The following is a 21115-nucleotide window of genomic DNA, read 5'->3' as shown; positions in this document are numbered from 1 at the left end:
CTCCCAAATTTACAGAGTCTGAGTCACTTTCTTCAGGCCCGCCGGCGCATCCGGATTGATACCCCGACTGACCGCCACATGGGCGACATCGATATAGAAACGCTGCAGCAACGCAAGCGGTGCCACCCGCGGGTGCACCCCTTTGCTGGGCACATGCAGGTTTATCATGGTGCCGCCGCGGCGAACGATATCGGCGATTTGCGCACTGTGTGTTTCGAAGGATTCGTCCTCAATGGGTACATTGACCACCGTGAGTTCCTGCTCCACCAGAGTCACCGGTCCGTGCAGGAATTCCGCACTGGAAAAGGACTCCGCGTGAATATTGCAAACCTCTTTTAATTTCAACGCCAGCTCCCGGGTGATGCCGTAGCCAGGACCGCGGCCGAGCACCACCAGATTCTTCACTCCGGCCAGGTCTTCAGGCCGCAGCTGGGTCTCTGAGGCAACCGCATCTGAGAGCGCCTGGGGCAACGCCTCGACCGCATTCAACAGCTCGCGGTTTTCGCTCCAGTAGGCAACCAGCTGCAGCACTGCCGCAAGCGTTGCCAGATAACTCTTAGTGGCGGCAACAGCTTTTTCCGGCCCCGCCTTCAAGGGCAACGTCAGATCAACGATGTCTTTAATCGGCGCTGTTTCGTCATTGACCAGCGCAACGGTATAAGCGCCCGCTGCCTTCGCCATCCGCGCCTGGGCGAGAATGTCCGGGCTGCGGCCGGACTGGGAAATCACCAGCACCAGCGCCCCTTCGAGTTTCAACTTGCGACCGTAGACACTGGAAACCGACGGCGCCGCGGCAAAAGTGGGTGTGCCCGTCTCAATCTCGATCAGATACTTGGCGAAGACACCCGCGTGGTCGGACGAGCCGCGCCCGACGATCATCACAAACCGCGGCGGTTCCCGGCGCAAGCGCTCACCCAGTCGGGCCATGATTGCCGCATTGCTTTGCAACTGCTCCGCGACGCGCATAGGCGCCTCGCGGGCCTCGGATTCCATCACCGTGGTAGCCATACTGCTGTCTGCCTGTGTTGCCTCGGCGTGCGTAGCTTTGCTCATAAAAAAATCTACTTCCGTTAACTGTAAAAAGCCTTTGAATCGGTTCCGGGGTGATCGACTCCGCCACCTGCCTCCTTCGCCAGAGACTGCCGGGCGAAATAAACACATCCCATTTCTGGCGCTTCCAGGGGGGTGGCCAGGCGCTCCACGACATGCGGAGCCAGCCAGGGGCGCAAGCGCTGCGCCAAACCACCGATCATCGACAATCTGGGCGGTTTCAGCTCCAGCAACTTATCCGCCAGATCGCTGATATAAGAGGCGCCATCGCGCACTATGGCCTCCGCCACCGGGTCGCCGGCCTCGGCACACTCGATTACCGGCACCGCCAGGCGCGCATAGTGGCTGGATGACTTGCCGCCAATTTTCTCGAATACCTCATTGGCGTCCTCGGCACCCAGCATCTGCAACAGTTCATTTTTCAGTCTGGAGTCCTCGGCGAGACCATCCAAAGCCATCAGCAAGTATTTCACCGCCTCCATACCCATCCAGGCGCCGCTGCCCTTATCGCCATGGGGAAAGCCGTGGCCGCCAATCAGTTTGCTCTGACCGTTAGCCCAAACGTAACCACATGAGCCTGTGCCGACGATAATCACCGCACCGTCACCGCCGCGGTGAGCGCCCAGACAGGCCGTGTGTTGATCGGTAGTGAGGTACAGTTTGGAGAAAGGATGGGCCCAGGCGGCCATTTCACTGTACAGGCGCGGCATATTTACACCGGCAAGGCCGGCTCCGGCCACAAGCTCCCCCAGCATTTGGGCAGGCAAATCGGCGTCCGCCAGCGCCAGGGCGGCCGAGCGCACTATGGAGTCAATCGTCTGCGCATATCCGTGCAGAGGATTAGCTGGACCGGCGACACCGGTACCGAGCACCTGGTTATTGGCATCCACAATAGAGGCCCGACACTTGCTGCCACCGCCATCTATACCAATAAAAAAAATGTCTCTGTCTCTTATAGCAACCACCTGTACCGGCCTCTAAGACTTTGTATTGTTGTGTGCCTTTGTCGGGCTTCCCAGTGCCTCCGAGGCTGACGCAAACGCCAGCATCACGGGAGCGATATTACACAAATTATGACAGCGTTGTCACATCATTTTTAAAAAAATTTGCACAAGCGTACCTGAGCCTCCCTTCCATGCATGAAACAAGCTCTTCACCGACGCCCGGACCGCCGCATGCCGCCCAGCCTGGTGAAATAAACAAAATCCGCCCCCTCGCAACTGGGGTGGCGCAGAGAGTGCGGCCACTAGCCCAAACCCGCCGCATTCAGAGCCTGATCACAAAAAATTGTGAATAAACCCAGGAACAGTTGCAATAATCACGTCACACATTTCTGCGATAAAGCGCACCCCGGCGGCACCGACCGCCCCATGCAATTACGCCTGTGTCGAGCTCCAGCCAGTCCAGGCATCCCGATAACAATAACGGCAATATTCGTGCCGGAAAGTCCCTCACAAAATGCAGACGAGAGGATAATTTGATGGCGGGGTTACCCACGCGCGTTTTGGCGATCGCCCTTTTGTACTGTCAACTGCTTTCCTCACACACCTGGGCGGAAACCCAAACACTCTTCCGTATGACCGGTTCCAATACTGTCGGCGCCGAATTAGCGCCGCTTTTGGTCAAAGGCTATCTGCGCAGCCTGAATGCCAGCAATATCGAGCAACGCAGTGCCGGCGAGCGACACTGGATTAAAGCAACCATGGAAGGTCGCACAGTGGAAATACCCATCGTCGCCCTCGGTTCCAGCACCGGCTTCAAGGCGCTAAATAGCGACACCGCCGATATCGGCATGTCCTCCCGCAAAATCAAGCGACAGGAAATCCGTATGCTCTCGCGCTTTGGCAATCTCGCTGGCGCGGAAGCGGAGCATGTAATCGGCCTGGATGCGCTGGCAATCGCCGTACATCCAAGCAACCCTGTCAGCCAATTGACCCTGGCTCAGGTGGCGCAGATCTACAGCGGAAAAATCAAGAACTGGGCCGAGCTGGGCGGTGCCGACCTTCCGATCCACCCCCTGCACCGGGATATCGAGTCCGGTACCCGCGCCACTTTTGACGAAGAAATTTTTGGCCACAGCCGCCCGGCGGCCCCCGGCATTTATGAAGTCTCTGGCAACGCCGAGACCCAGCGCATTGTCCTGCGTGAAGCTGGCGCCATTGGCTACCTGCCCTTCGCCGACGCCGAAGGGGTAAAGAAAGTGGCCATCAAGGCAGGCGATCTAGCCGCCACAGTGCCAGACCGCGGCATTATCGCCACCGAAGACTTCCCCCTCACCCGGCGCCTTTACCTCTATAAAAACCCCAGCCAGTTCAAGCCCCATGTGGACAATTTTCTGCACTTTGTCGAATCCGCGGAGGGGCAGAAGCTGGTGGCTGAATCCGGCTACATCAACCTGACACCGGTGCGCCTTAAGATCCCCGCCTATCCCAATGCACCACAGGCATACCGGGAGCTGATGGAACGCGCCGAACGCCTGAGCATCTCCTTCCGCTTCGCCGATGGCAGCGCCGACCTGGACAGCCGTGCACTCGTGGATCTGCATCGGCTGGAGGAGTACATCGACCAAAACGGTAATGCGCTGGATCTAACTCTGGTGGGCTTTTCGGATCAGAAATCCAACGACAAGATCACCGATATTATTTCGCGCTTCCGCGCCCTCAAAGTCCAAGGGGCACTGTTGCGCGACCATCAACTTAAGGGCGTAAAAATTCTGGCTCTGGGAGCCTTCGCCCCCCTCACCGCCGACCGGGAACAGGCGCCGATTAAGAACAGCCGTGTCGAGGTGTGGATAAACACGGAAACGGCCGATTGATATCGGCGCAAAACGCGACCCGGTCGCGCACCACGGCCCAAGCCGGAAACGTCGCGCAATGAACGGGGGGCTCCCCATTCATCTATAGTGAAGATTGGCCCCTTAAGACGATGGGCCGATATTTACAGGGAATAACAGATGGCGCGCCCGGCTGCAGCAATTCTGAAGCGTACACGCAACTTCGCGACACTGATTTCCACACTGCTGCTTCTCGCCAGCTGCTCCAGCGTCCAATTTGCGTACAACCACCTGGACCTGTGGATGCGCTGGCAACTGGACGACTATGTCGACTTTAACGCCGAGCAGAAAGCCGCGCTGCACGCCGCACTCGACAGCTTTCACACCTGGCACCGCCAAACCCAACTACCCCGCTACGCGGACTATCTCGAGCTGCTCGCCGAGAGGGTCGAAAAAAACCAACTGCGAAAGCCACATTTGGAATCGACGGAAATACAGATCCAAAAATTCCTGCACACCGCCAGCGCGCAGCTCTGCGACCTGCTACTGCCCCTGGCCGAAACATTGACTCCGGCACAAATAGACACTCTGGAAAAAACGCTGCGAAAAAAGCGCGAAGAATCTTTGGAGAAATGGCAAAAAACACCGGATAAAATCCAGCGCCGACGCAACAAGCATATACGCAAGCAGAGCAAGCGCTGGCTCGGGTCCCTGAGCCTTGAACAGGAACAAATGATTGCCGCCTGGGTCACACAAGTGGAATACAACCCACTGGAACGCAACCATCAAAGGGAAATCTGGCAGGCGCGCTTTGTGGAACTTCTGCGCAACAAACCCGAAGGCTACCAGGCCCAGTTGCGCAATCTGGTGCTCTATCCGGAACAACTTTGGTCGAAGGACTACCGCCGGATACAGGAAGAACGCCAGCGCCAAGCCCGCCGGCTGGGCGAGCGTATACTCGCCAGCACCACCGAAGCCCAACGCGCCCACCTGATCCGCACCCTGCGCAAATACGCACAAGACTTCCGCACACTCTCCGCAAACTAAGGAACCTCTGATTAAATCACTTTCTGGTGGCAGAAGCTCTTCGCGGGCGGATGTGAGGCTCAGGTGATAGGGCGGACATTTCGAAACCGTCGGATACAGGGATGTATCCGTCGGAGCTACAGGGAAGTACTCGTGCGCTTTCGAAATGTCCGTCCTATTGCCCGAGCGACCCGAAACCAATGACAGCGCTCGTGTGAATTAATCTGAGGTGCCCCTAGTGCAATTAGCGCCCGCTTACTGCTAAGCTCGCCGCTCTCACTCACCAGATGGAGAACAACCCGTGGATATCGACGCCGCCACGCGCGAACAGCTGCAAAACTGGGAAAAAGAACTGAACGCGCAGTATCAGCGCATCTGCGAGCACGAATTGAGCCTCGACATCACCCGGGGCAAGCCTTCCGCGGACCAGCTGCACCTGTCCGACGGACTGGACGGTATTCTAAATGGCGAATACCGCGCGGCAGACGGCACCGATACCCGCAACTACGGCGGCCTCGAGGGGCTGATGTGCGCCCGCGAACTGGGCGCAGATATCCTGCAGGTACCCGTTGAGGAAGTGATTGCCGGCGGCAACAGCTCCCTGACCCTGATGTATTGCGCCGTGCTCACCGGCTACCTGTTCGGTTATGCCGGCAACAAACCCTGGAAGGAGCTGGAAGCGCCCAAATTCCTCTGTCCGGTACCGGGCTACGACCGCCACTTCGCCATCTGTGAACAACTTGGGATTGGCATGGTGAACGTGCCAATGACCGACAGCGGCCCCGATATGGACGCCGTGGAGGCACTGATCGAAAAAGACCGGGACATCATCGGCATCTGGTGCGTCCCCAAATTCTCCAATCCCACCGGTGTCACCTACAGCGCGGAGACCGTGGAGCGGCTGGCACAACTGGGCCGCATCGCCAATCCCGGCTTCCGCATATTCTGGGACAACGCCTACGCGATTCACGACCTGGACAACCAGGTAAACCTGGCCAATATCCGCACCGCTACCGTGGAAAACGACACCGCCGATTCGGTGATTCAGTTCGCCTCCACTTCCAAGGTGACCCACGCCGGTGCCGGCCTCGCCTTTGTCAGCGCCAGCAGCGACAACCTGGCCTCTTTGAAAAAACAAATGCAGGCCATGACTATCGGTCCAGACAAGATTAACCAGCTGCGCCACGCGCGCTTCTTTGCCGAATTCACCCTGCTCAAAGAGCATATGCACAAGCACGCACAGATCCTGAAACCGAAGTTCCAGTGCGTGCTGAGCCATCTGGAAAAAGCGTTCAAAGATTCGGATCTCGGTGAGTGGGAAAATCCCCTGGGGGGCTATTTTGTCTCCTTCAACACCCGCCCCGGATGCGCCGCCGCGGTAGTAGAACTGGCCGCACAAGCGGGCGTGAAGCTAACGCCGGCGGGCGCCACTTTTCCCTACGGAGTGGACCCGGAAGACCGCAATATCCGCATAGCGCCCAGCTTCCCGCCGCTGGACGAGCTGGACACCGCCATGTCGGTGTTTGTGTTGTGCGTGAAGCTGGCGAGTGTACGCAAACAGCTGGAAATGCTGTAGGAAATTCCCTCAATGCCGGGGAGCGGTGCGACCGCTCCCGCGTCAACCACCGAGGTAGCGTTTGGCAAATTTCGGGTCCGCCCGCTCCAGATCGACAACCACCAACCCGTCCACCGAATCGCAAAAATCCGGGTCCACGTTGAAAGCGTGAAAGCTGGTACCGCCGGGCCTGGTCACCGCGGTGTACTTCTTGAACAAAGGCGGCAACACAACGCCCTCTTCCTTCAAAATCTGTTTCAGCTGCACCATGTCCGCTCCCGCATCGCCGGAAAGTTCCGGCAGATCCTCGCGCGCTTCCACGAAAGGTAAGCGGGCGTCGCCCAAGGGGTTGTCGGTAGCAAAATGGTGCAGGAAGTAGCGCACAATGGCCGATTTGGCGCGCGCGGAGAAGGTGCCGGGCATGGATACCGGCCCGAACAGATAACGCACCTGATTGCGTGCAATCCACTGGCCGATACCGCACCAGAGCAAGTCAAGTCCGCGGCTGCGCCAATACTCGGGCAGAAGAAAGCTGCGCCCCAGTTCCGCAGAGCCCGGCAGGCACTGCCGCGGCGGCCGCGGGTAATTAAACAGCGTCGAGCTGTATATCTGTTCCGGCTCCAGATCATCGGTCTTCGCCAAGCGATAGGCTCCGGCAATCTGCTGCCGCTCGCCATCCCAGAGCAGCAGGTGATCGTAATGCGCGTCAAAGGCATCCCAATCCCGGCTTTGGCCTGTGCCCTCCCCCACAGCGCGGAAGGCGATCTCGCGAATGCGCGACAACTCGCGCATCACCGGGCAGTCGACCTGCTGGCGGTAGAGTTTCACGGAAAACGCCCCCTGTTCGACCAAGGTGTCGCAGTTTTCCATCACCCGCATCACTTCTTCCACCGGCTCGGCGGCGGCGATAGGCTCAGGCCCCAACGGGCGGGGCGATTTGTGCAGTTTATACACATGCTTGCGCCACAGTGCCGCCTGAGCCCGCGGCGCCATGGGCCATTCGCTGAAATGCGCGGTCTCCACTGGCGTGCCGATACGGATATCGATGCTGCGCCTGGACTGCTTAAACATTTCCCGTACCAGCCACAGGGTCGACAACGGCTTGTTCACCATCGACAGGCCGTAGAACCACCAGGAATTGCGCCCTCGAACCTGCACCGGCAGGATGGGGGCGCCGGTCTTTTCCGCGAAGCGGACAAACCCCGGATTCCAGCGACCATCGCGCACACCCTGGGGAGTGAGGCGCGAAACCTCACCGGACGGAAACACAATGATTACCCCGCCGTTATGCAGGTGGCGGTAGATGGCTTCCACATCCCCCCGACGGGTGCGGCCGTTGAAATTATCCACCGGCAGCAGATAGGGCCGCAGCGGCTCGATATTCCACAACAGTTGGCTGGCGATAGCGCGCACATCCTTGCGCACCCGCGCCACCATATCGATCAGCGCCAGGCCGTCGAGACTGCCCAGCGGGTGATTGGACACAATCACCAGCGGCCCGTTGCGGGGCACCCGCTCCAGTTCCAGTGGGTTGAGGTCGTAGCGAAAATCGAGGTCGGCGAATACCTGGCGAATAAAATCCAAGCCACCCAAATGCGGATAGCGGCGGCCAAACGCCTGAATCCGCTCTTCACAGCAAATTTTCTTTAAAGTCGCAGACACCAGCCGGCGCGTCGGGCGGGAAGGGGCCGCACTGTACCACGGGTTTTGCTGTAGCAAGTTTTCCAACTGGATCATGCCGCCACCACCTCCGTCATAATGCTGGCCAGCTTGGGCGCGCGATGCCAGTGCAACAGATCCAGACTGCCGTCGTGCTTCTCCACTACCGCGCTCATGGAATCCACCCAATCGCCGCAGTTGGCATAAGTCACACTGCGCGCCCCGCCTCCCCCCTCGCGGATGGCGGCGCGGTGAATATGACCGCATATCACACCGTCAAAGCCACGCGCGCCCGTCTCCCGTATCGCGACCTCCTCAAAACTGTTCATTAAGCGCCTGGCCGCGTGCACGCGGTTTTTCACGTGATTGGCAAGCGACCACCAGGGCAGATCAAAACGACCGCGCCAGTAATTAATCCAGCGGTTCATGCGCAGCATGAAGTAGTAACTTTGATCGCCGATGTGATAACTGATGGGATTGACCTTGATTTGGTGCTCAAACTGATCGCCATGAGTTACCCAGTAGCGCTTGCCGTCTTCCGCAGTGTGAACCCACTCGCGTTCCACACGGATATTGCCCAGGCGCTTGCCGGCCCAACTGCGCATCGGCGCGTCGTGATTTCCGGGGACATAGATAATTTCGGGGGTCTTACTGGAGAGCTCCGACAGCATGCCCAGCAAGAGAGACGAGGATTGGCACCAGCTGCCCTTGCCCTGGGCCAGAGCCTTCATATCGAAAATATCGCCGACCAAATAGACGGTGTCGGCGCGATTCTGCGCCAGGAAGTCCGCCAGTCGTTGTGGCTCGCTGTCCCTGCTGCCCAGGTGAACATCAGAAATCCACAGTGCGCGGTAGCGGTTACTCATAGCAAGTTCCCAGTTTTTAACCCTGCGGTATTGGGAAACTTTGCATCAGTTTTTTTACAATTAAGCGGCTGTTTATTGAAGCTTATATTGCAAGCAGGAGCCTCTGTTTCTGATTGAATTGCTCCCTGGCGATAAAGAGACTTTGTGGCCGGGCGGAACGCCCGGCGCGGCGTGGAGATGTAAAAGCTATTCCGTATCCTGCGGCTGACGCATCGGCGGTGCGAAGGGGAACTGCGCCACCTTCTCCCCTTTGACCGGAACAATCTTTCCAGTCCCCTCTTTTTCCACCTCATCGATGCGCACAATGCTGTGCATCGGTATATAGGAACGGGTCACCGAGGCGAACTCCGCCTTCAGTTTCTCCTCGCTGGGGTCGACCACCAGCTGGGCCTTCTCGCCAAAAACAAACTCCTCCACCTCGATAAAGCCATACATATCGCTCTGGTAGATGGCCCGGGCGTAGAGTTCGTACACCTGGTTCTGGTTGTGGAAGATGACTTTGTAAATCGGATTGGCCATAAAACTCTCTAAATGGGGACTGTCCCTGGATTCTAACGTGCGGGAATACCTCGCGGTTCAATACCGCCCTCCCTGGCGCTATCTCCGGGCATTGCGGCAAACCCGGGCACAGCCGTCCACGCTGCTCGCCGACCCGCATTGCGCAAGCGGGACAGCCTGAAAAAGCGCGGAAGAGTAGCACTCTAATGCCCCTCCGTCTATGCAGTCCCGAAACGTATCGCTATAATGCCCCACCATTTTCATTGAGCAGTTTTTAACCAGGCAGGATATGTCCGAAACCAGAGCTAAAACCGGGGTGAAGAAACTCTATATCAAGACCCACGGCTGCCAGATGAACGAGTACGACTCGGCACGCATGCGCGATCTGCTCGGCGAATCCCACGCCATGGTTCCCACCGACGATCCGGAAGACGCGGACGTGCTGCTGGTCAACACCTGTTCCATCCGCGAGAAAGCACAGGAAAAACTGTTTCACCAACTCGGGCGCTGGAAGCACCTGAAAGAAAAGAAACCCGACCTGATTATCGGCGTCGGCGGTTGCGTGGCCAGCCAGGAAGGTGAAGCCATCGCCAAGCGCGCACCCTATGTCGACTTGATCTTCGGCCCGCAGACACTGCACCGACTGCCGGAGATGATGGAAACCAAGCGCCAGAAAAACGGGGCCGTGGTGGTGGATGTCACTTTCCCGGAAATCGAGAAATTCGACCGCCTGCCGCAACCCGAGGCGGATGGCGCCACCGCCTTCGTCTCCATTATGGAAGGCTGCTCCAAATACTGTACCTTCTGCGTAGTGCCCTACACCCGCGGGGAGGAAGTCAGCCGCCCGGTGGCGGATGTGCTCGAAGAGGTGGCCCACCTGGCCGAACAAGGTGTGCGCGAGGTGAACCTGCTGGGCCAGAACGTCAACGCCTACCGCGCACCTGGCGAAGACGGCCAGATAGTCGATTTCGCCGAGTTGATCACCTACGTGGCGGCTATCGAAGGCATCGACCGCATCCGCTATACCACCTCCCACCCGGTGGAGTTCTCCGATGCCTTGATCGACGTCTACGCCGAGGTGCCGGAGCTGGTGAACCACCTGCACCTGCCCGTGCAGAGCGGCTCGGACCGCATACTGATGGCGATGAAGCGCGGCCACACGGCATTGGAATACAAATCCAAGATCCGCCGACTGCGCAAAATACGTCCGGATATCTGTCTGTCCTCGGACTTTATCGTCGGCTTCCCAGGCGAGACGGAAAAAGATTTCGAGGCGACGATGAATCTGATTCAGGAGGTGGGCTTCGACATCTCCTTCAGTTTCATCTACTCCCCGCGCCCCGGCACACCGGCGGCGGACCTGCCGGATGACACGCCGGAAGAAGTGAAGAAGCAGCGCCTGCAACTGCTGCAAAACCGCATCAACCAACAGGCGGCAGCCATCGCCCGGCGTATGGTGGGCAACACCGAGCGGGTGCTGGTTACCGGCGTATCGAAGAAGGATCCTGGCCAACTGCAGGGCCGGACCGAAAACAACCGCGTGGTCAACTTCCGCGCCGACGACCCGGCTCTGATCGGCAAATTTGCCGACATTCTGATCGAGGAGGCACTGCCCAATTCACTGCGCGGAACTCTGGTGGCTTCGGAGCTGGACGGTCCCTTATCCTAAATAAAGTGCAGGATCACAAGCGGTCGAAGGCTCAGAGATTCCTTAACTGTAATGCCGGTATGTTATAAGCTTGACGACCGGCTAGAACCCATTCGTCACACTCAATGCTTTCCCCTAGCGGGAAAATGGGTATAACCTAGCAGTGAATTCCCCAGATAAAGGTGTCTGAAACCAATTTGGAAACGCTCACCCTCGCTCACAGTATTACTCTGGAGCCCAACGACGCCCGCCGCTTGGCCAATCTCTGCGGCCAATTTGACCAACACCTGCGCCAGATTGAAGAGCGCCTGGATATCGAAATCCGCAATCGCGGCAATCAGTTCGCCTTCTACGGAGAGCCCGAGTCCGCCCGCGCCGCTGGCGAAGTGCTGAGTTTCCTGTACCGGGAAACCGGCAGCCGCGACCACCTGACGCCGGAAGAGATCCACCTGGCCCTGCAGCAGTCGGGGGTAGAGGAGCTACAAAAGCGCCGCGACGACGAGGGCGCTGAGGCAGAGCAGGTGGTGCTGATCCGCACCAAGAAGTGCACAGTGCGGCCCCGCGGCCTGAACCAGCGCAAGTACGTGCGCGCGGTACAGACCAACGATATCAACTTCGGCATTGGCCCGGCGGGCACCGGCAAGACCTATCTGGCGGTGGCCTGCGCCGTGGAGGCACTGCTGAAGGACCGGGTGGAGCGCATACTGCTGGTGCGCCCGGCAGTGGAAGCCGGCGAAAAACTCGGTTTCCTGCCCGGCGATCTAAGCCAGAAGGTGGACCCCTACCTGCGCCCCCTCTACGATGCACTGTATGAGATGCTCGGCTTCGAAACGGTGGGCAAGCTGATCGAGCGGAACGTGATTGAAGTGGCTCCCCTCGCCTATATGCGCGGCCGCACACTGAATAACGCCTTCGTGATTCTCGATGAGAGCCAGAACACCACCCGCGAGCAAATGAAGATGTTTCTGACCCGCATCGGCTTCGGCTCCACCGCGGTGATCACCGGCGACCCCAGCCAGATCGACCTGCCCCGAGGCCAGGCCTCCGGCCTGCGCCACGCGACCGAAGTGCTGAGCAAGGTAAACGGCATCAGCTTCACACACTTTGGCGCCAAGGATGTAGTCCGCCACCCGCTGGTACAGCGCATTGTCGAGGCATACGACGCCCACGAAGCGGAGGGCGAAGCTGCCACCGCAGAGACAGAAACCGGCAACCGGGATGAAAACGCGGCCTGAATCCAGCCATGATCGATCTGCAACTCGAAGTGCAGCGAGCCAGCTGCTGCGTCAATTTACCTTCCGATGAGAAGATCCGCACCTGGGTCACCGCCGCCCTGGCGGGCCGACGGGATGAAGCGGAGCTGACGGTGCGCATTGTCGACGCCGATGAGAGCCGACAGCTCAACGGTCAGTACCGCGGCAAGGACAGACCCACCAATGTACTGTCTTTTCCCGCGGATCTTCCCAGTGACATTAATCTCCCGCTTCTGGGTGATCTTGTCATCTGCGCACCGGTTGTTGCGCAGGAAGCGGATGAACAGCACAAAGCACTCTCCGCACACTGGGCACATATGGTGGTCCATGGCACACTGCACCTTTTGGGCTACGACCACGTCGAAGACGCGGACGCCGAGGTGATGGAAAAGCTGGAAACCGGCCTGCTCGCCGGGCTCGGCTACCCAGACCCCTACGCCCCCATGGAGGAAAGCGCGGCGCAGCCGCGCGCCGCGACAGACTGACGCGACCTACTACCGACTAACGTAAATACGAGAGAAATCCGGAGCATGGCCACTCCCATGACCACAGACGAACCCCCAAGTAGTCAGTCAGCCGGCAAATCCCGATCGGGAGAAAAGAACTGGCTGGAAAAGCTCTTCGGCGCCTTTTCCACCGAACCCAAATCCCGTGACGAACTGCTGGAGATCATCAAGGACGCCGCTGAAAACCAGCTGCTGGATGCCGAGGCGCTATCCATCATTGAGGGCGCTCTGGACGTCTCCAACCAGCAGGTGCGCGAGATCATGATCCCCCGCTCGCAGATGGTGGTGGTCAGTCTGGGGGAAAAGCCGGAAGAGTTCCTCAAGAAAATTATCGAGTCTGGCCATTCCCGTTTCCCAGTGATTGGCGACAGCATCGACGATATCCGCGGTATTCTGCTGGCCAAGGATCTACTGCCACTCATCCTCAAGGGCACCGACAACTTCCAGCTGGAAGACATCATTCGCCCGGCCAATATCATTCCCGAGAGCAAACGCCTGAACATTCTTCTGCGGGAATTCCGTGAAAACCGCTACCACATGGCGGTAGTCATCGATGAGTACGGCGGTGTATCCGGTGTGGTCACCATTGAGGATATCCTCGAAGAAATCGTCGGCGAGATCGAAGACGAAACGGACGAGGAAGAGGAAGACAGCTTTATCCGCAAGGTGGGCGAAAACGACTTTATCGTTAAGGCACTCACCCCCATTGAAGACTTCAACGAATACTTCAACAGCGAACTCAGCGACGAGGAATTCGATACCATCGGCGGTCTGATTATGCAGTCCTTTGGGCACCTGCCCGGCCGCGACGAGGTCACCCGCCTGGGAGACTTTATGTTCCGGGTCCTCTACGCCGACAGCCGACAAATCCACCTGCTGCGGGTGAGTCGCATGGAGCCGCAGGCACCGACATCTGGTTAAACCGCGGATAGCGCAGACTTATCGGGCGTAAAAGACAGTCATGAGAAAAGCCTTCGCATTCCGCATTCCCAATTTCGTGCTATCGGCTATCGCTGGCGGATTGCTGACCCTCTCTTTCGCGCCCTACGGCTACTGGCCCTGTGGTCTGGGATCCCTGTCCCTGCTCGCCTGGCTGTACCTGCGCGCGTCCGGGGGCAGGCAACTATCCGGGCGCAGAAGTCTGTGGCTGGCGTTTTGTTTCGGCCTGGGCCTTTTCGGCAGCGGAGGCTCCTGGGTCTATGTATCTATCACCGAGTTCGGCAACTCTTCGGTATTGTTGGGCACCGCACTAACCGGTGCCTTTGTTTCTATCATGGCGCTTTTGCTGGCCCTGCCCTTTTATTTCCTCGGGCACTTCACCGGTCGCGGGCTCAGCTTCGCACTCGCCTTTCCCGCACTGTGGTTTGTCAGCGAGTGGCTGCGCAGCTGGATATTTACCGGCTTCCCCTGGCTCTATGCCGGCTACGGACAGATTGAAACCTGGCTGTCCGGCTGGGCGCCGGTGCTCAGCGTCTACGGCATGGGGCTACTGCTGGCCTTAAGTGCGGCAGTTATCGCCCTGGCCGCGGCGGGGCGCTTGGCACTGAGGGCCAATCCCGCTGGGCAGGGCGCATCCGTACTTCTGGTAGTGGCGGCGCTCCTGCCCTGGCCGATCGGCGCTCTCCTGGCACAGGTAGAGTGGACCCAGCCGGAAGGGGACACCATCACTGTCGGCCTGGTACAAGCCAATATTCCCCAGGAAAAAAAGTGGCTACCGGAATTTCGCGGCGAAACCATCCGGCGTTACCAGGACGGCAGCCGCGCGCTTAGTGAACAAGGTGTCGACGTCATTGTCTGGCCCGAAGCCGCTCTGCCCGTGCTCTACAGCCACGCTCCGAATCTGATGCAGGCCCTACAACGCAATGCGGAGCAGACCCGGACTGATCTGATCGCCGGTATACTCTACGACCGCCGGGAGCCCGGACGCCGGGTAGTGCACAATTCCGCCACCGTTTTCGGCCGCAATCCCGGCATCTACCACAAACGCCACCTGGTCCCCTTTGGCGAATATGTGCCGCTGGAAGACTGGCTGCGCGGCACCATCGAATTTTTTAATCTGCCCACATCCTTCATCCAGCCGGGGCCGGAGGAACAGCAGCCGCTGAACGCCGGCGGCACCAGCTGGGCCCCGCTGATCTGCTACGAAATCGTCTATCCGCGTATGGTTGCCGACAGTGCGCTATCGGCACAAGTTCTGCTGACCATTAGTAACGATGCCTGGTTCGGCGACTCCATAGGCCCGCTGCAACATATGCAGATCGCCCAGATGCGCGCCCTGGAAACAGGCCGCTACCTGGTGCGCAGCACTAACACCGGCGTTACCGCTATTGTCGACCCGCGCGGCCGCATAGTGCACAGGCTCCCCCAGTTCGAACGCGCCAATTTAACTGGGGAGGTCCGCGCGATGCGCGGTGCCACCCCCTTTATGCTCACCGGCATTACCCCGGTATTCGCATTGGCCCTGCCAATGCTGGTTGCCGCCTCTCTGTTCCGGCGCCGCCGGCCCGCCGCGGCGAAGGCCCCGCTGGCAGGAGAGATTTCAGACTGACCGCGAAAATGACCTCGCACGCCAAAATTTTTGCCTAAATCGCAGCAAAGCCCACTCCCCCCCGCCGCTGCCGGTCACCGCTGCTATGCTGCAAAAACAAGCAAACGGCGGCAAGGAAGCCTACCTTATGCACTGTCTTATCAGCGGCGGCACCGGCCTGATCGGCCGGCTGTTTTGTAAGCACTGGCTGGCGCGCGGCGGAAAATTGACCGTGTTGAGCCGACGGCCGGAAAAAGTGCACCTTCTCTGCGGTGAGGCCACCCAGAGCTGCCGCGAACTGCGGGACGTGGAAGGGCCGGTGGATGTGGTGGTCAACCTGGCTGGAGAGACAATCACCCGGCGCTGGACGGAAACACACCGCACAGAAATCCGCAATTCGCGCCTGCGCACCACGGAAAAGCTGGTGCGGTGGTCCCTGTCCCAGGCCCCGCGTCCCAGGTACTTTCTATCCGGCTCCGCAGTCGGCTACTACGGTGACCGCGGCGGAGACTTGTTGCGAGAAAACAGCCCTCCCGGCGGCGGCTTCGCCGCACAGCTTTGTCGCGACTGGGAGGCGGCTACCCTGCCTCTGCAACAGGCTGGAATCTGTGTCGGCACTATGCGCACCGCCATCGTACTCTCCACACGCGGTGGCGCCCTCGCCAAAATGTTGCCCGCTTTCCGCCTCGGGGTCGGCGGCCCCATGGGGTCCGGCGAACAGTGGATGAGCTGGATTCACGAGGAAGACATTGTCGGCCTGATGCTGCACGCAATCGACAAGCACCTCTGCCACCCCTTCAACGCCTGTGCTCCGGAGGCGGTGACCAACAACAGTTTTTCCCGCCTCCTGGCCAGGCAGCTGCACCGGCCCTGCCTGATGCGCACACCAGCCTGGATGCTGAAATTGATGTTCGGGGAAATGGCGGAAGAACTGCTGCTAGCCAGCCAGAAGATGGAACCGCGCGCCGCGCTGGACAGCGGTTACACCTTTCGATTCCCGACTCTGGAACAGGCCCTTGCGGACCTGCTGCCGAACAAGCGCAGGGCGGCAGAGGGAAACAGGTAAATGGGCTCGTCTGCCGCGGCCGCGGCTTCTATGCGGCCTCTATACTTCGGTTGAGCGCCTGGTCCAGATAACGGCGGCCGGACTCACCGGCCACCAGCTCCGCCCGGCATTCCATGGGTGCGGAGCCCACCCACTGGGCGTGCCACCGGTACCACTGCTGCTCTTCGCCATTACAGCGCAGTTCGACAAAGTCCACCTGCTCGGGATCCAGGCGAAACTCCCGCACTATTTGACCGGCAAATGTCTCGAAATTCTTGCTCACCTGTGCATCCCCTTCACCGCCGGCGCAGAGGAATACCAGCTCCCGCTTATCCCGGTGCGCGCGCTTGAAACCAATCCAGACGGGACGATTGAGGCGATTGTGTAATTGAATCGGGGAAAAGGAAGCAGGAATGCCCTTCATCTCAGCGTTACCTCTTTTATTGTTATGGTTGTATTCACAGCCGCCACTCCGTAGTGATAAACATCCACTGGCGTCTGCTGCGAGGCCAACCATCTTAGTGGCCCTTGCGGGTCGCGGACAAGGCCGCATCTGCAGTTTAAGAGTCCCCACATGGACATGAGTTCCTCAGCAGCTTCGAACCGGCGGCAGAGGCCGCCACTGATACCATTTGCGCGCCAGTATCTCCCGCCAGTACACCTGGGTGCGCAACAGCGCCGAGGCACTCGGCAGCCAGCGCAGCAGACCGCTTTGCGCCCTCGGCAACAGTTCCGACGGGCTGCCCACCGACAGCGTTTGCACCTGCAGGCCTGCGCGTGCGAACAACTCGGCAGCCCGGGGCATATGCCACCAGTGGGTGACCAGCAGTACGCTTTCAACACCGGAGTCGTGCAGGAGCGCGGCACTGTTGACCGCATTCTCGGCAGTCGTACGACTGCAAATCTCGCGCCAAGTTACCGGACGGTGGAAAGTTTCCTGCAATAACTCCGCCATCAACCCGGCCTCCGGCGCCCGCTCCAGCTCGAAAACTCGCCCCCCGGAAACCAGTATGGGCAATCGCTCCGGCGCCATCCGGGCGGCGCCGGCCACCCGCTCAAGGCTGGTCGCAGACAGGCGTTCGTTACCGGAATTCTCATCCCGGTAACGGCCACCCCCCAGCACAACCACCGCCCGCGGCACCGCCTGTGGCGCCTCGGGCGGTGCGCCGAGGCGCGCGCCCAGCCAAGAGGAAAAAGCGGGAGTCGCAGAGACCCACAAAACAGCGACGGAGAGAATAGTCAGAGGCAATGACAATTTTGCGAAAAAAGAACCGGCCGGAAAAAACCGCAACACCAATGCCAACACCAGGCCCAGCAGTGGTGCCAGCGGGGGCATTACCAGCGCCGCGAGGATGGCGTGCGTCTCCATCAGTCTTCCAGGCCACCCTCTATTTGTAGAAAGCAGCCATAGCCACAGCGGTGGCAGGGAGTGATTTGGGTTCCCGCCTCAGGCAAGGCGCGGTAGCCGCACCCCAGGCACTGCAACTCTTCTCCGCCCACCGTGCGCTCTCCCGCCAGTGCCCAGGGTTTACCCTCCTTGATACAGCGCATCAGGTTGGGCCAGGCAGTTTCCGTGGGATCGGCGGCGTCCAGCAACCAACTGCCGCCACGCTCCTCCAGGGTTTGCAGCTCACCGCCAAGACCGCGCAAATAGTCTGCAGCCCGGTGAAGATCATCTTTTAGCCAGGCGCGGAGAAAAGCGGCCTTGTTGGCCGTCAGCGCCTCCACCGCCAGTTCATCCTCTACGAGTTCTTCCAAATCCCGGCGCAACGTCTCCGCCAGGTTCTCCTCCTGCGGCAACTTCGGTTCCTTCGTCATGACAACCCTCATATAATTCCGCGCTTGTGCATCCTAACCGGTGCTATCAGAACTATCCCTGATCGAGATCAAATGCGCCTAACGCGCGAACGATCGCGGCCTCGGGCCGTCCTTCAGGGCGACAAAATTCTTTTCCCGAAAATTTAGATCACAGAGTATAGGTCCCCAATCGATGGAAGAGCAGTACACCCCCTCCGCAGTCGAAGCCGCCGCCCAGCAGTTCTGGGAGGAGCACAAAAGCTTTGAGGTGACAGAGGACGCCGGCAAAGAAAAATTCTACTGCCTGTCCATGTTCCCCTACCCCAGCGGCAAACTGCATATGGGGCATGTACGCAACTACACGATTACCGATGTGATATCCCGCTACCAGCGCATGCAGGGCAAGAATGTACTGCACCCTATGGGCTGGGACGCTTTCGGCCTTCCGGCGGAAAACGCCGCCATCCAGAATAAAACAGCACCCGCCAAGTGGACCTACGCCAACATCGATTACATGAAAGGGCAATTGAAAGCTTTGGGGTTCGGCTTCGATTGGTCCCGCGAACTGGCCACCTGCCAGCCCTCCTACTACCGCTGGGAACAGTGGTTCTTCACCCGCCTGTACGAAAAAGGGCTGGTCTACAAAAAGAACTCCGCGGTGAACTGGTGCCCACACGATCAGACGGTGCTGGCCAACGAGCAGGTGGAAGACGGCTGTTGCTGGCGCTGCGGCACTACGGTGGAACGCCGCGAACTGGCGCAGTGGTTTATCAAGATTACCGACTACGCAGAAGAGCTGCTCAACGATCTGGACAAACTGCCCCACTGGCCCGAACAGGTCCGCACAATGCAGCGCAACTGGATCGGCAAGAGCAAGGGTGTGGAACTGTCCTTTGCCCTGCCGCAGCCTATCGCCGGCCTCGATCACTTCGATGTTTACACCACACGCCCGGATACCCTGATGGGCGTCACCTACGTCTCCCTTGCCGCCGAACACCCGATAGCGCTGGCCCTGGCGGAAGACAACCCGGAACTGAAAGCCTTTATCGCCGAGTGCAAGAAACAGTCCCTGTCCGAGGCCGACATGGCCACCATGGAGAAAAAAGGGATGGACACCGGCATCAAGGCGATTCACCCGCTCACGGGCAAAGAAGTGCCGGTGTGGATCGCCAACTATGTACTGATGGACTACGGTTCCGGCGCGGTAATGGCGGTACCGGCCCACGACCAGAGGGACTGGGAGTTCGCACGCAAATACAAACTGCCCATCGAACAGGTTATTAAGCCCGCCAGCGGTGAATCCATTGACCTCTCCGAAGCCGCTTTCACGGATAAGGGGGTACTGACCAACTCCGGTGACTTCGACGGTCTCGATTTTGATGCCGCTTTCAGCGCCATTGCCAGCGCACTGGAAACCGCCGGCAAAGGCAGAGTGACCACCAACTACCGCCTGCGCGACTGGGGGGTCTCCCGCCAGCGCTACTGGGGCGCGCCGATTCCCATGTTCAATCTGCCCGACGGCGGCGAAATCCCGGTACCCGCGGAAAAATTGCCCATCCTGCTGCCGGAAGACGTGGAACTGGACGGTGTTCAATCGCCGATCAAGGCAGACCCACAGTGGCGCAAAGACGAGCTGAACGGCGAGCCCGTCGAACGCGAGACGGATACCTTCGACACTTTTATGGAATCCAGCTGGTACTACGCCCGCTACACCTGCCCGGATTTCGAAGAGGGCATGCTGGACACCGAGCGCGCCAACTACTGGCTGCCGGTGGATCAATATGTCGGCGGAATTGAGCACGCGATACTGCACCTGCTCTACGCGCGCTTCTTCCACAAACTGATGCGCGACGAAGGGCTGGTAAACAGCGACGAACCCTTCGAGCGGCTGCTGTGCCAGGGCATGGTACTGGCGGAATCCTTCTACAAACTGGTGGATGGCCACAAGGTGTGGATCAATCCCTCCGAGGTGGAAGTGGAACGGGACGAGAAAGGCAAGCCCATCCGCGCGGTAGAGCGCGCCACTGGCGACGAAGTAATTCCCGGCGGTGTGGTGAAAATGTCCAAGTCCAAAAACAACGGCATAGACCCCCACGCCGCAGTGGAACAGTACGGCGCGGACACAGTGCGTCTTTTCACCATGTTCGCCGCCCCGCCGGAGCAGACTCTCGAGTGGCACGAAGCCGGCGTCGAGGGCGCCAACCGCTTCCTGCGTAAATTGTGGAAGACGGTACACAGCCACCTGCTGGCTGGTGACGGCAGCGAAGGCTTCACTCCCGATGCGCTGACCGATAAACAGCGACAACTGCGCCGCAAGACCCACGAGACCATCCAGAAAGTGGGCGACGACTACGGCCGCCGCCAGACGTTCAATACCGCCATCGCCGCGGTGATGGAGCTTCTGAATGAAGTAAACCGGCTCGCCGAGCGCGACAGCGCCCAGGGCCTGGCCGTGGAGCGCGAGGCACTGCAGGCCGCCGTACTACTGCTGGCCCCGGTCACCCCGCACATCTGCCACGAGCTGTGGATGGCCCTGGGCAATGACACCCCGCTGGTGGACGCCCCCTGGCCCCAAGTGGACGAAAATGCCCTGGTCCGCTCCAGCATCACCCTGGTGGTGCAAGTCAACGGCAAGGTGCGCGCGAAACTGGAGGCACCGGCGGATGCCGACAACGACACCCTGGAACAGCTGGCCCTGGCCAACGACAATGTGCAGAAATTTATCGGCGATGCCACTGTGCGCAAAGTCATCGTGGTGCCGGGCAAATTGGTGAATATCGTCGCCAAATAATCCGGGGCTCAAACCCGTCACAAGCAGGCTTGCGGGCGGCACTGCCGCCCCAGCCTGACGCAGCCCGCCACCCGGGGAACCACAGGCGAACGCAGTCGGGGCTGTCCCGACACATCGCAAC

At 59.5% G+C, this 21115-nt stretch carries 18 protein-coding genes; 10 read left to right on the top strand and 8 right to left on the bottom strand.

What is annotated here, in order from left to right; all coding sequences use genetic code 11:
• Nucleotides 1–9: 9 nt before the first annotated feature.
• Both nagB-II and nagK read right to left on the bottom strand, forming a co-directional pair.
• Nucleotides 10–1053: a glucosamine-6-phosphate deaminase NagB-II gene (gene nagB-II / locus A3224_RS04740; RefSeq protein ID WP_231902463.1), complete on the bottom strand. Its 1044-nt coding sequence runs from the start codon at nucleotides 1051–1053 to the stop codon at nucleotides 10–12.
• Nucleotides 1054–1070: 17 nt separating this feature from the next.
• A complete protein-coding gene (gene nagK, locus A3224_RS04735; RefSeq protein WP_067152102.1) occupies nucleotides 1071–2015 on the bottom strand; it encodes an N-acetylglucosamine kinase in 945 nt (314 codons plus the stop codon).
• 515 nt (nucleotides 2016–2530) lie between these two features.
• Between nagK and A3224_RS04730 the strand changes: the two genes are divergently transcribed.
• From A3224_RS04730 to A3224_RS04720, 3 genes are all read left to right on the top strand, one after another.
• Nucleotides 2531–3865: a PstS family phosphate ABC transporter substrate-binding protein gene (locus tag A3224_RS04730; RefSeq protein WP_139223108.1), complete on the top strand. Its 1335-nt coding sequence runs from the start codon at nucleotides 2531–2533 to the stop codon at nucleotides 3863–3865.
• Between the two features lie 138 nt (nucleotides 3866–4003).
• A complete protein-coding gene (locus A3224_RS04725; protein ID WP_067152098.1) occupies nucleotides 4004–4870 on the top strand; it encodes a DUF6279 family lipoprotein in 867 nt (288 codons plus the stop codon).
• Between the two features lie 280 nt (nucleotides 4871–5150).
• Nucleotides 5151–6425, top strand: coding sequence for an aminotransferase class I/II-fold pyridoxal phosphate-dependent enzyme (locus A3224_RS04720; protein WP_067152096.1), 1275 nt, complete (start codon nucleotides 5151–5153; stop codon nucleotides 6423–6425).
• A gap of 42 nt (nucleotides 6426–6467) precedes the next feature.
• Here A3224_RS04720 and A3224_RS04715 read toward each other — a convergent pair whose 3' ends face one another.
• From A3224_RS04715 to A3224_RS04705, 3 genes are all read right to left on the bottom strand, one after another.
• Complete coding sequence (locus A3224_RS04715) at nucleotides 6468–8141, bottom strand: lysophospholipid acyltransferase family protein (RefSeq protein ID WP_067152094.1); 1674 nt, start codon at nucleotides 8139–8141, stop codon at nucleotides 6468–6470.
• On the bottom strand, nucleotides 8138–8929 hold the full coding sequence (locus tag A3224_RS04710) for a UDP-2,3-diacylglucosamine diphosphatase (RefSeq protein ID WP_067152092.1): 792 nt from the start codon (nucleotides 8927–8929) through the stop codon (nucleotides 8138–8140). Before A3224_RS04710 ends, A3224_RS04715 begins: the two co-directional genes overlap by 4 nt.
• Nucleotides 8930–9115: 186 nt before the next feature.
• On the bottom strand, nucleotides 9116–9448 hold the full coding sequence (locus tag A3224_RS04705; protein ID WP_175487728.1) for a DUF1820 family protein: 333 nt from the start codon (nucleotides 9446–9448) through the stop codon (nucleotides 9116–9118).
• 268 nt (nucleotides 9449–9716) lie between these two features.
• Here A3224_RS04705 and miaB point away from each other — a divergent pair, with 268 nt between their 5' ends.
• The 6 genes from miaB to A3224_RS04675 all read left to right on the top strand — a co-directional run bounded on the left by miaB (nucleotide 9717) and on the right by A3224_RS04675 (nucleotide 16427).
• On the top strand, nucleotides 9717–11096 hold the full coding sequence (gene miaB, locus A3224_RS04700) for a tRNA (N6-isopentenyl adenosine(37)-C2)-methylthiotransferase MiaB (RefSeq protein WP_067152090.1): 1380 nt from the start codon (nucleotides 9717–9719) through the stop codon (nucleotides 11094–11096).
• A 161-nt stretch (nucleotides 11097–11257) separates the two neighbouring features.
• A complete protein-coding gene (locus tag A3224_RS04695) occupies nucleotides 11258–12310 on the top strand; it encodes a PhoH family protein (protein WP_067152088.1) in 1053 nt (350 codons plus the stop codon).
• 8 nt (nucleotides 12311–12318) lie between these two features.
• Nucleotides 12319–12813, top strand: a complete 495-nt coding sequence (gene ybeY / locus A3224_RS04690) for an rRNA maturation RNase YbeY (protein ID WP_067152082.1) — start codon at nucleotides 12319–12321, stop codon at nucleotides 12811–12813.
• 57 nt (nucleotides 12814–12870) lie between these two features.
• A complete protein-coding gene (locus A3224_RS04685) occupies nucleotides 12871–13755 on the top strand; it encodes an HlyC/CorC family transporter (RefSeq protein WP_231902462.1) in 885 nt (294 codons plus the stop codon).
• 40 nt (nucleotides 13756–13795) lie between these two features.
• Complete coding sequence (gene lnt, locus A3224_RS04680; RefSeq protein WP_067152080.1) at nucleotides 13796–15382, top strand: apolipoprotein N-acyltransferase; 1587 nt, start codon at nucleotides 13796–13798, stop codon at nucleotides 15380–15382.
• Nucleotides 15383–15509: 127 nt separating this feature from the next.
• The gene (locus A3224_RS04675; protein ID WP_067157455.1) at nucleotides 15510–16427 is read left to right on the top strand and encodes a TIGR01777 family oxidoreductase; all 918 of its coding nucleotides are present in this window, start codon (nucleotides 15510–15512) and stop codon (nucleotides 16425–16427) included.
• Between the two features lie 28 nt (nucleotides 16428–16455).
• Here A3224_RS04675 and A3224_RS04670 read toward each other — a convergent pair whose 3' ends face one another.
• The 3 genes from A3224_RS04670 to A3224_RS04660 all read right to left on the bottom strand — a co-directional run bounded on the left by A3224_RS04670 (nucleotide 16456) and on the right by A3224_RS04660 (nucleotide 18224).
• Entirely contained in the window at nucleotides 16456–16830 is a 375-nt protein-coding gene (locus A3224_RS04670; protein WP_067152078.1) for a hypothetical protein, read from the bottom strand.
• A 165-nt stretch (nucleotides 16831–16995) separates the two neighbouring features.
• On the bottom strand, nucleotides 16996–17775 hold the full coding sequence (locus tag A3224_RS04665) for a YdcF family protein (RefSeq protein WP_067152076.1): 780 nt from the start codon (nucleotides 17773–17775) through the stop codon (nucleotides 16996–16998).
• On the bottom strand, nucleotides 17775–18224 hold the full coding sequence (locus tag A3224_RS04660; protein ID WP_067152075.1) for a zinc ribbon-containing protein: 450 nt from the start codon (nucleotides 18222–18224) through the stop codon (nucleotides 17775–17777). Before A3224_RS04660 ends, A3224_RS04665 begins: the two co-directional genes overlap by 1 nt.
• A gap of 172 nt (nucleotides 18225–18396) precedes the next feature.
• On the opposite strand from A3224_RS04660, the gene leuS reads away from it, so the two are divergent.
• Complete coding sequence (leuS, locus tag A3224_RS04655) at nucleotides 18397–20994, top strand: leucine--tRNA ligase (protein ID WP_067152074.1); 2598 nt, start codon at nucleotides 18397–18399, stop codon at nucleotides 20992–20994.
• Nucleotides 20995–21115 lie beyond the last annotated feature (121 nt).

Origin of the sequence: Microbulbifer thermotolerans (assembly GCF_001617625.1) — a bacterium.
In the GTDB taxonomy this organism is placed as follows: Bacteria; Pseudomonadota; Gammaproteobacteria; order Pseudomonadales; family Cellvibrionaceae; genus Microbulbifer; species Microbulbifer thermotolerans.
This window is presented reverse-complemented; position numbering and strand designations above follow the sequence as displayed.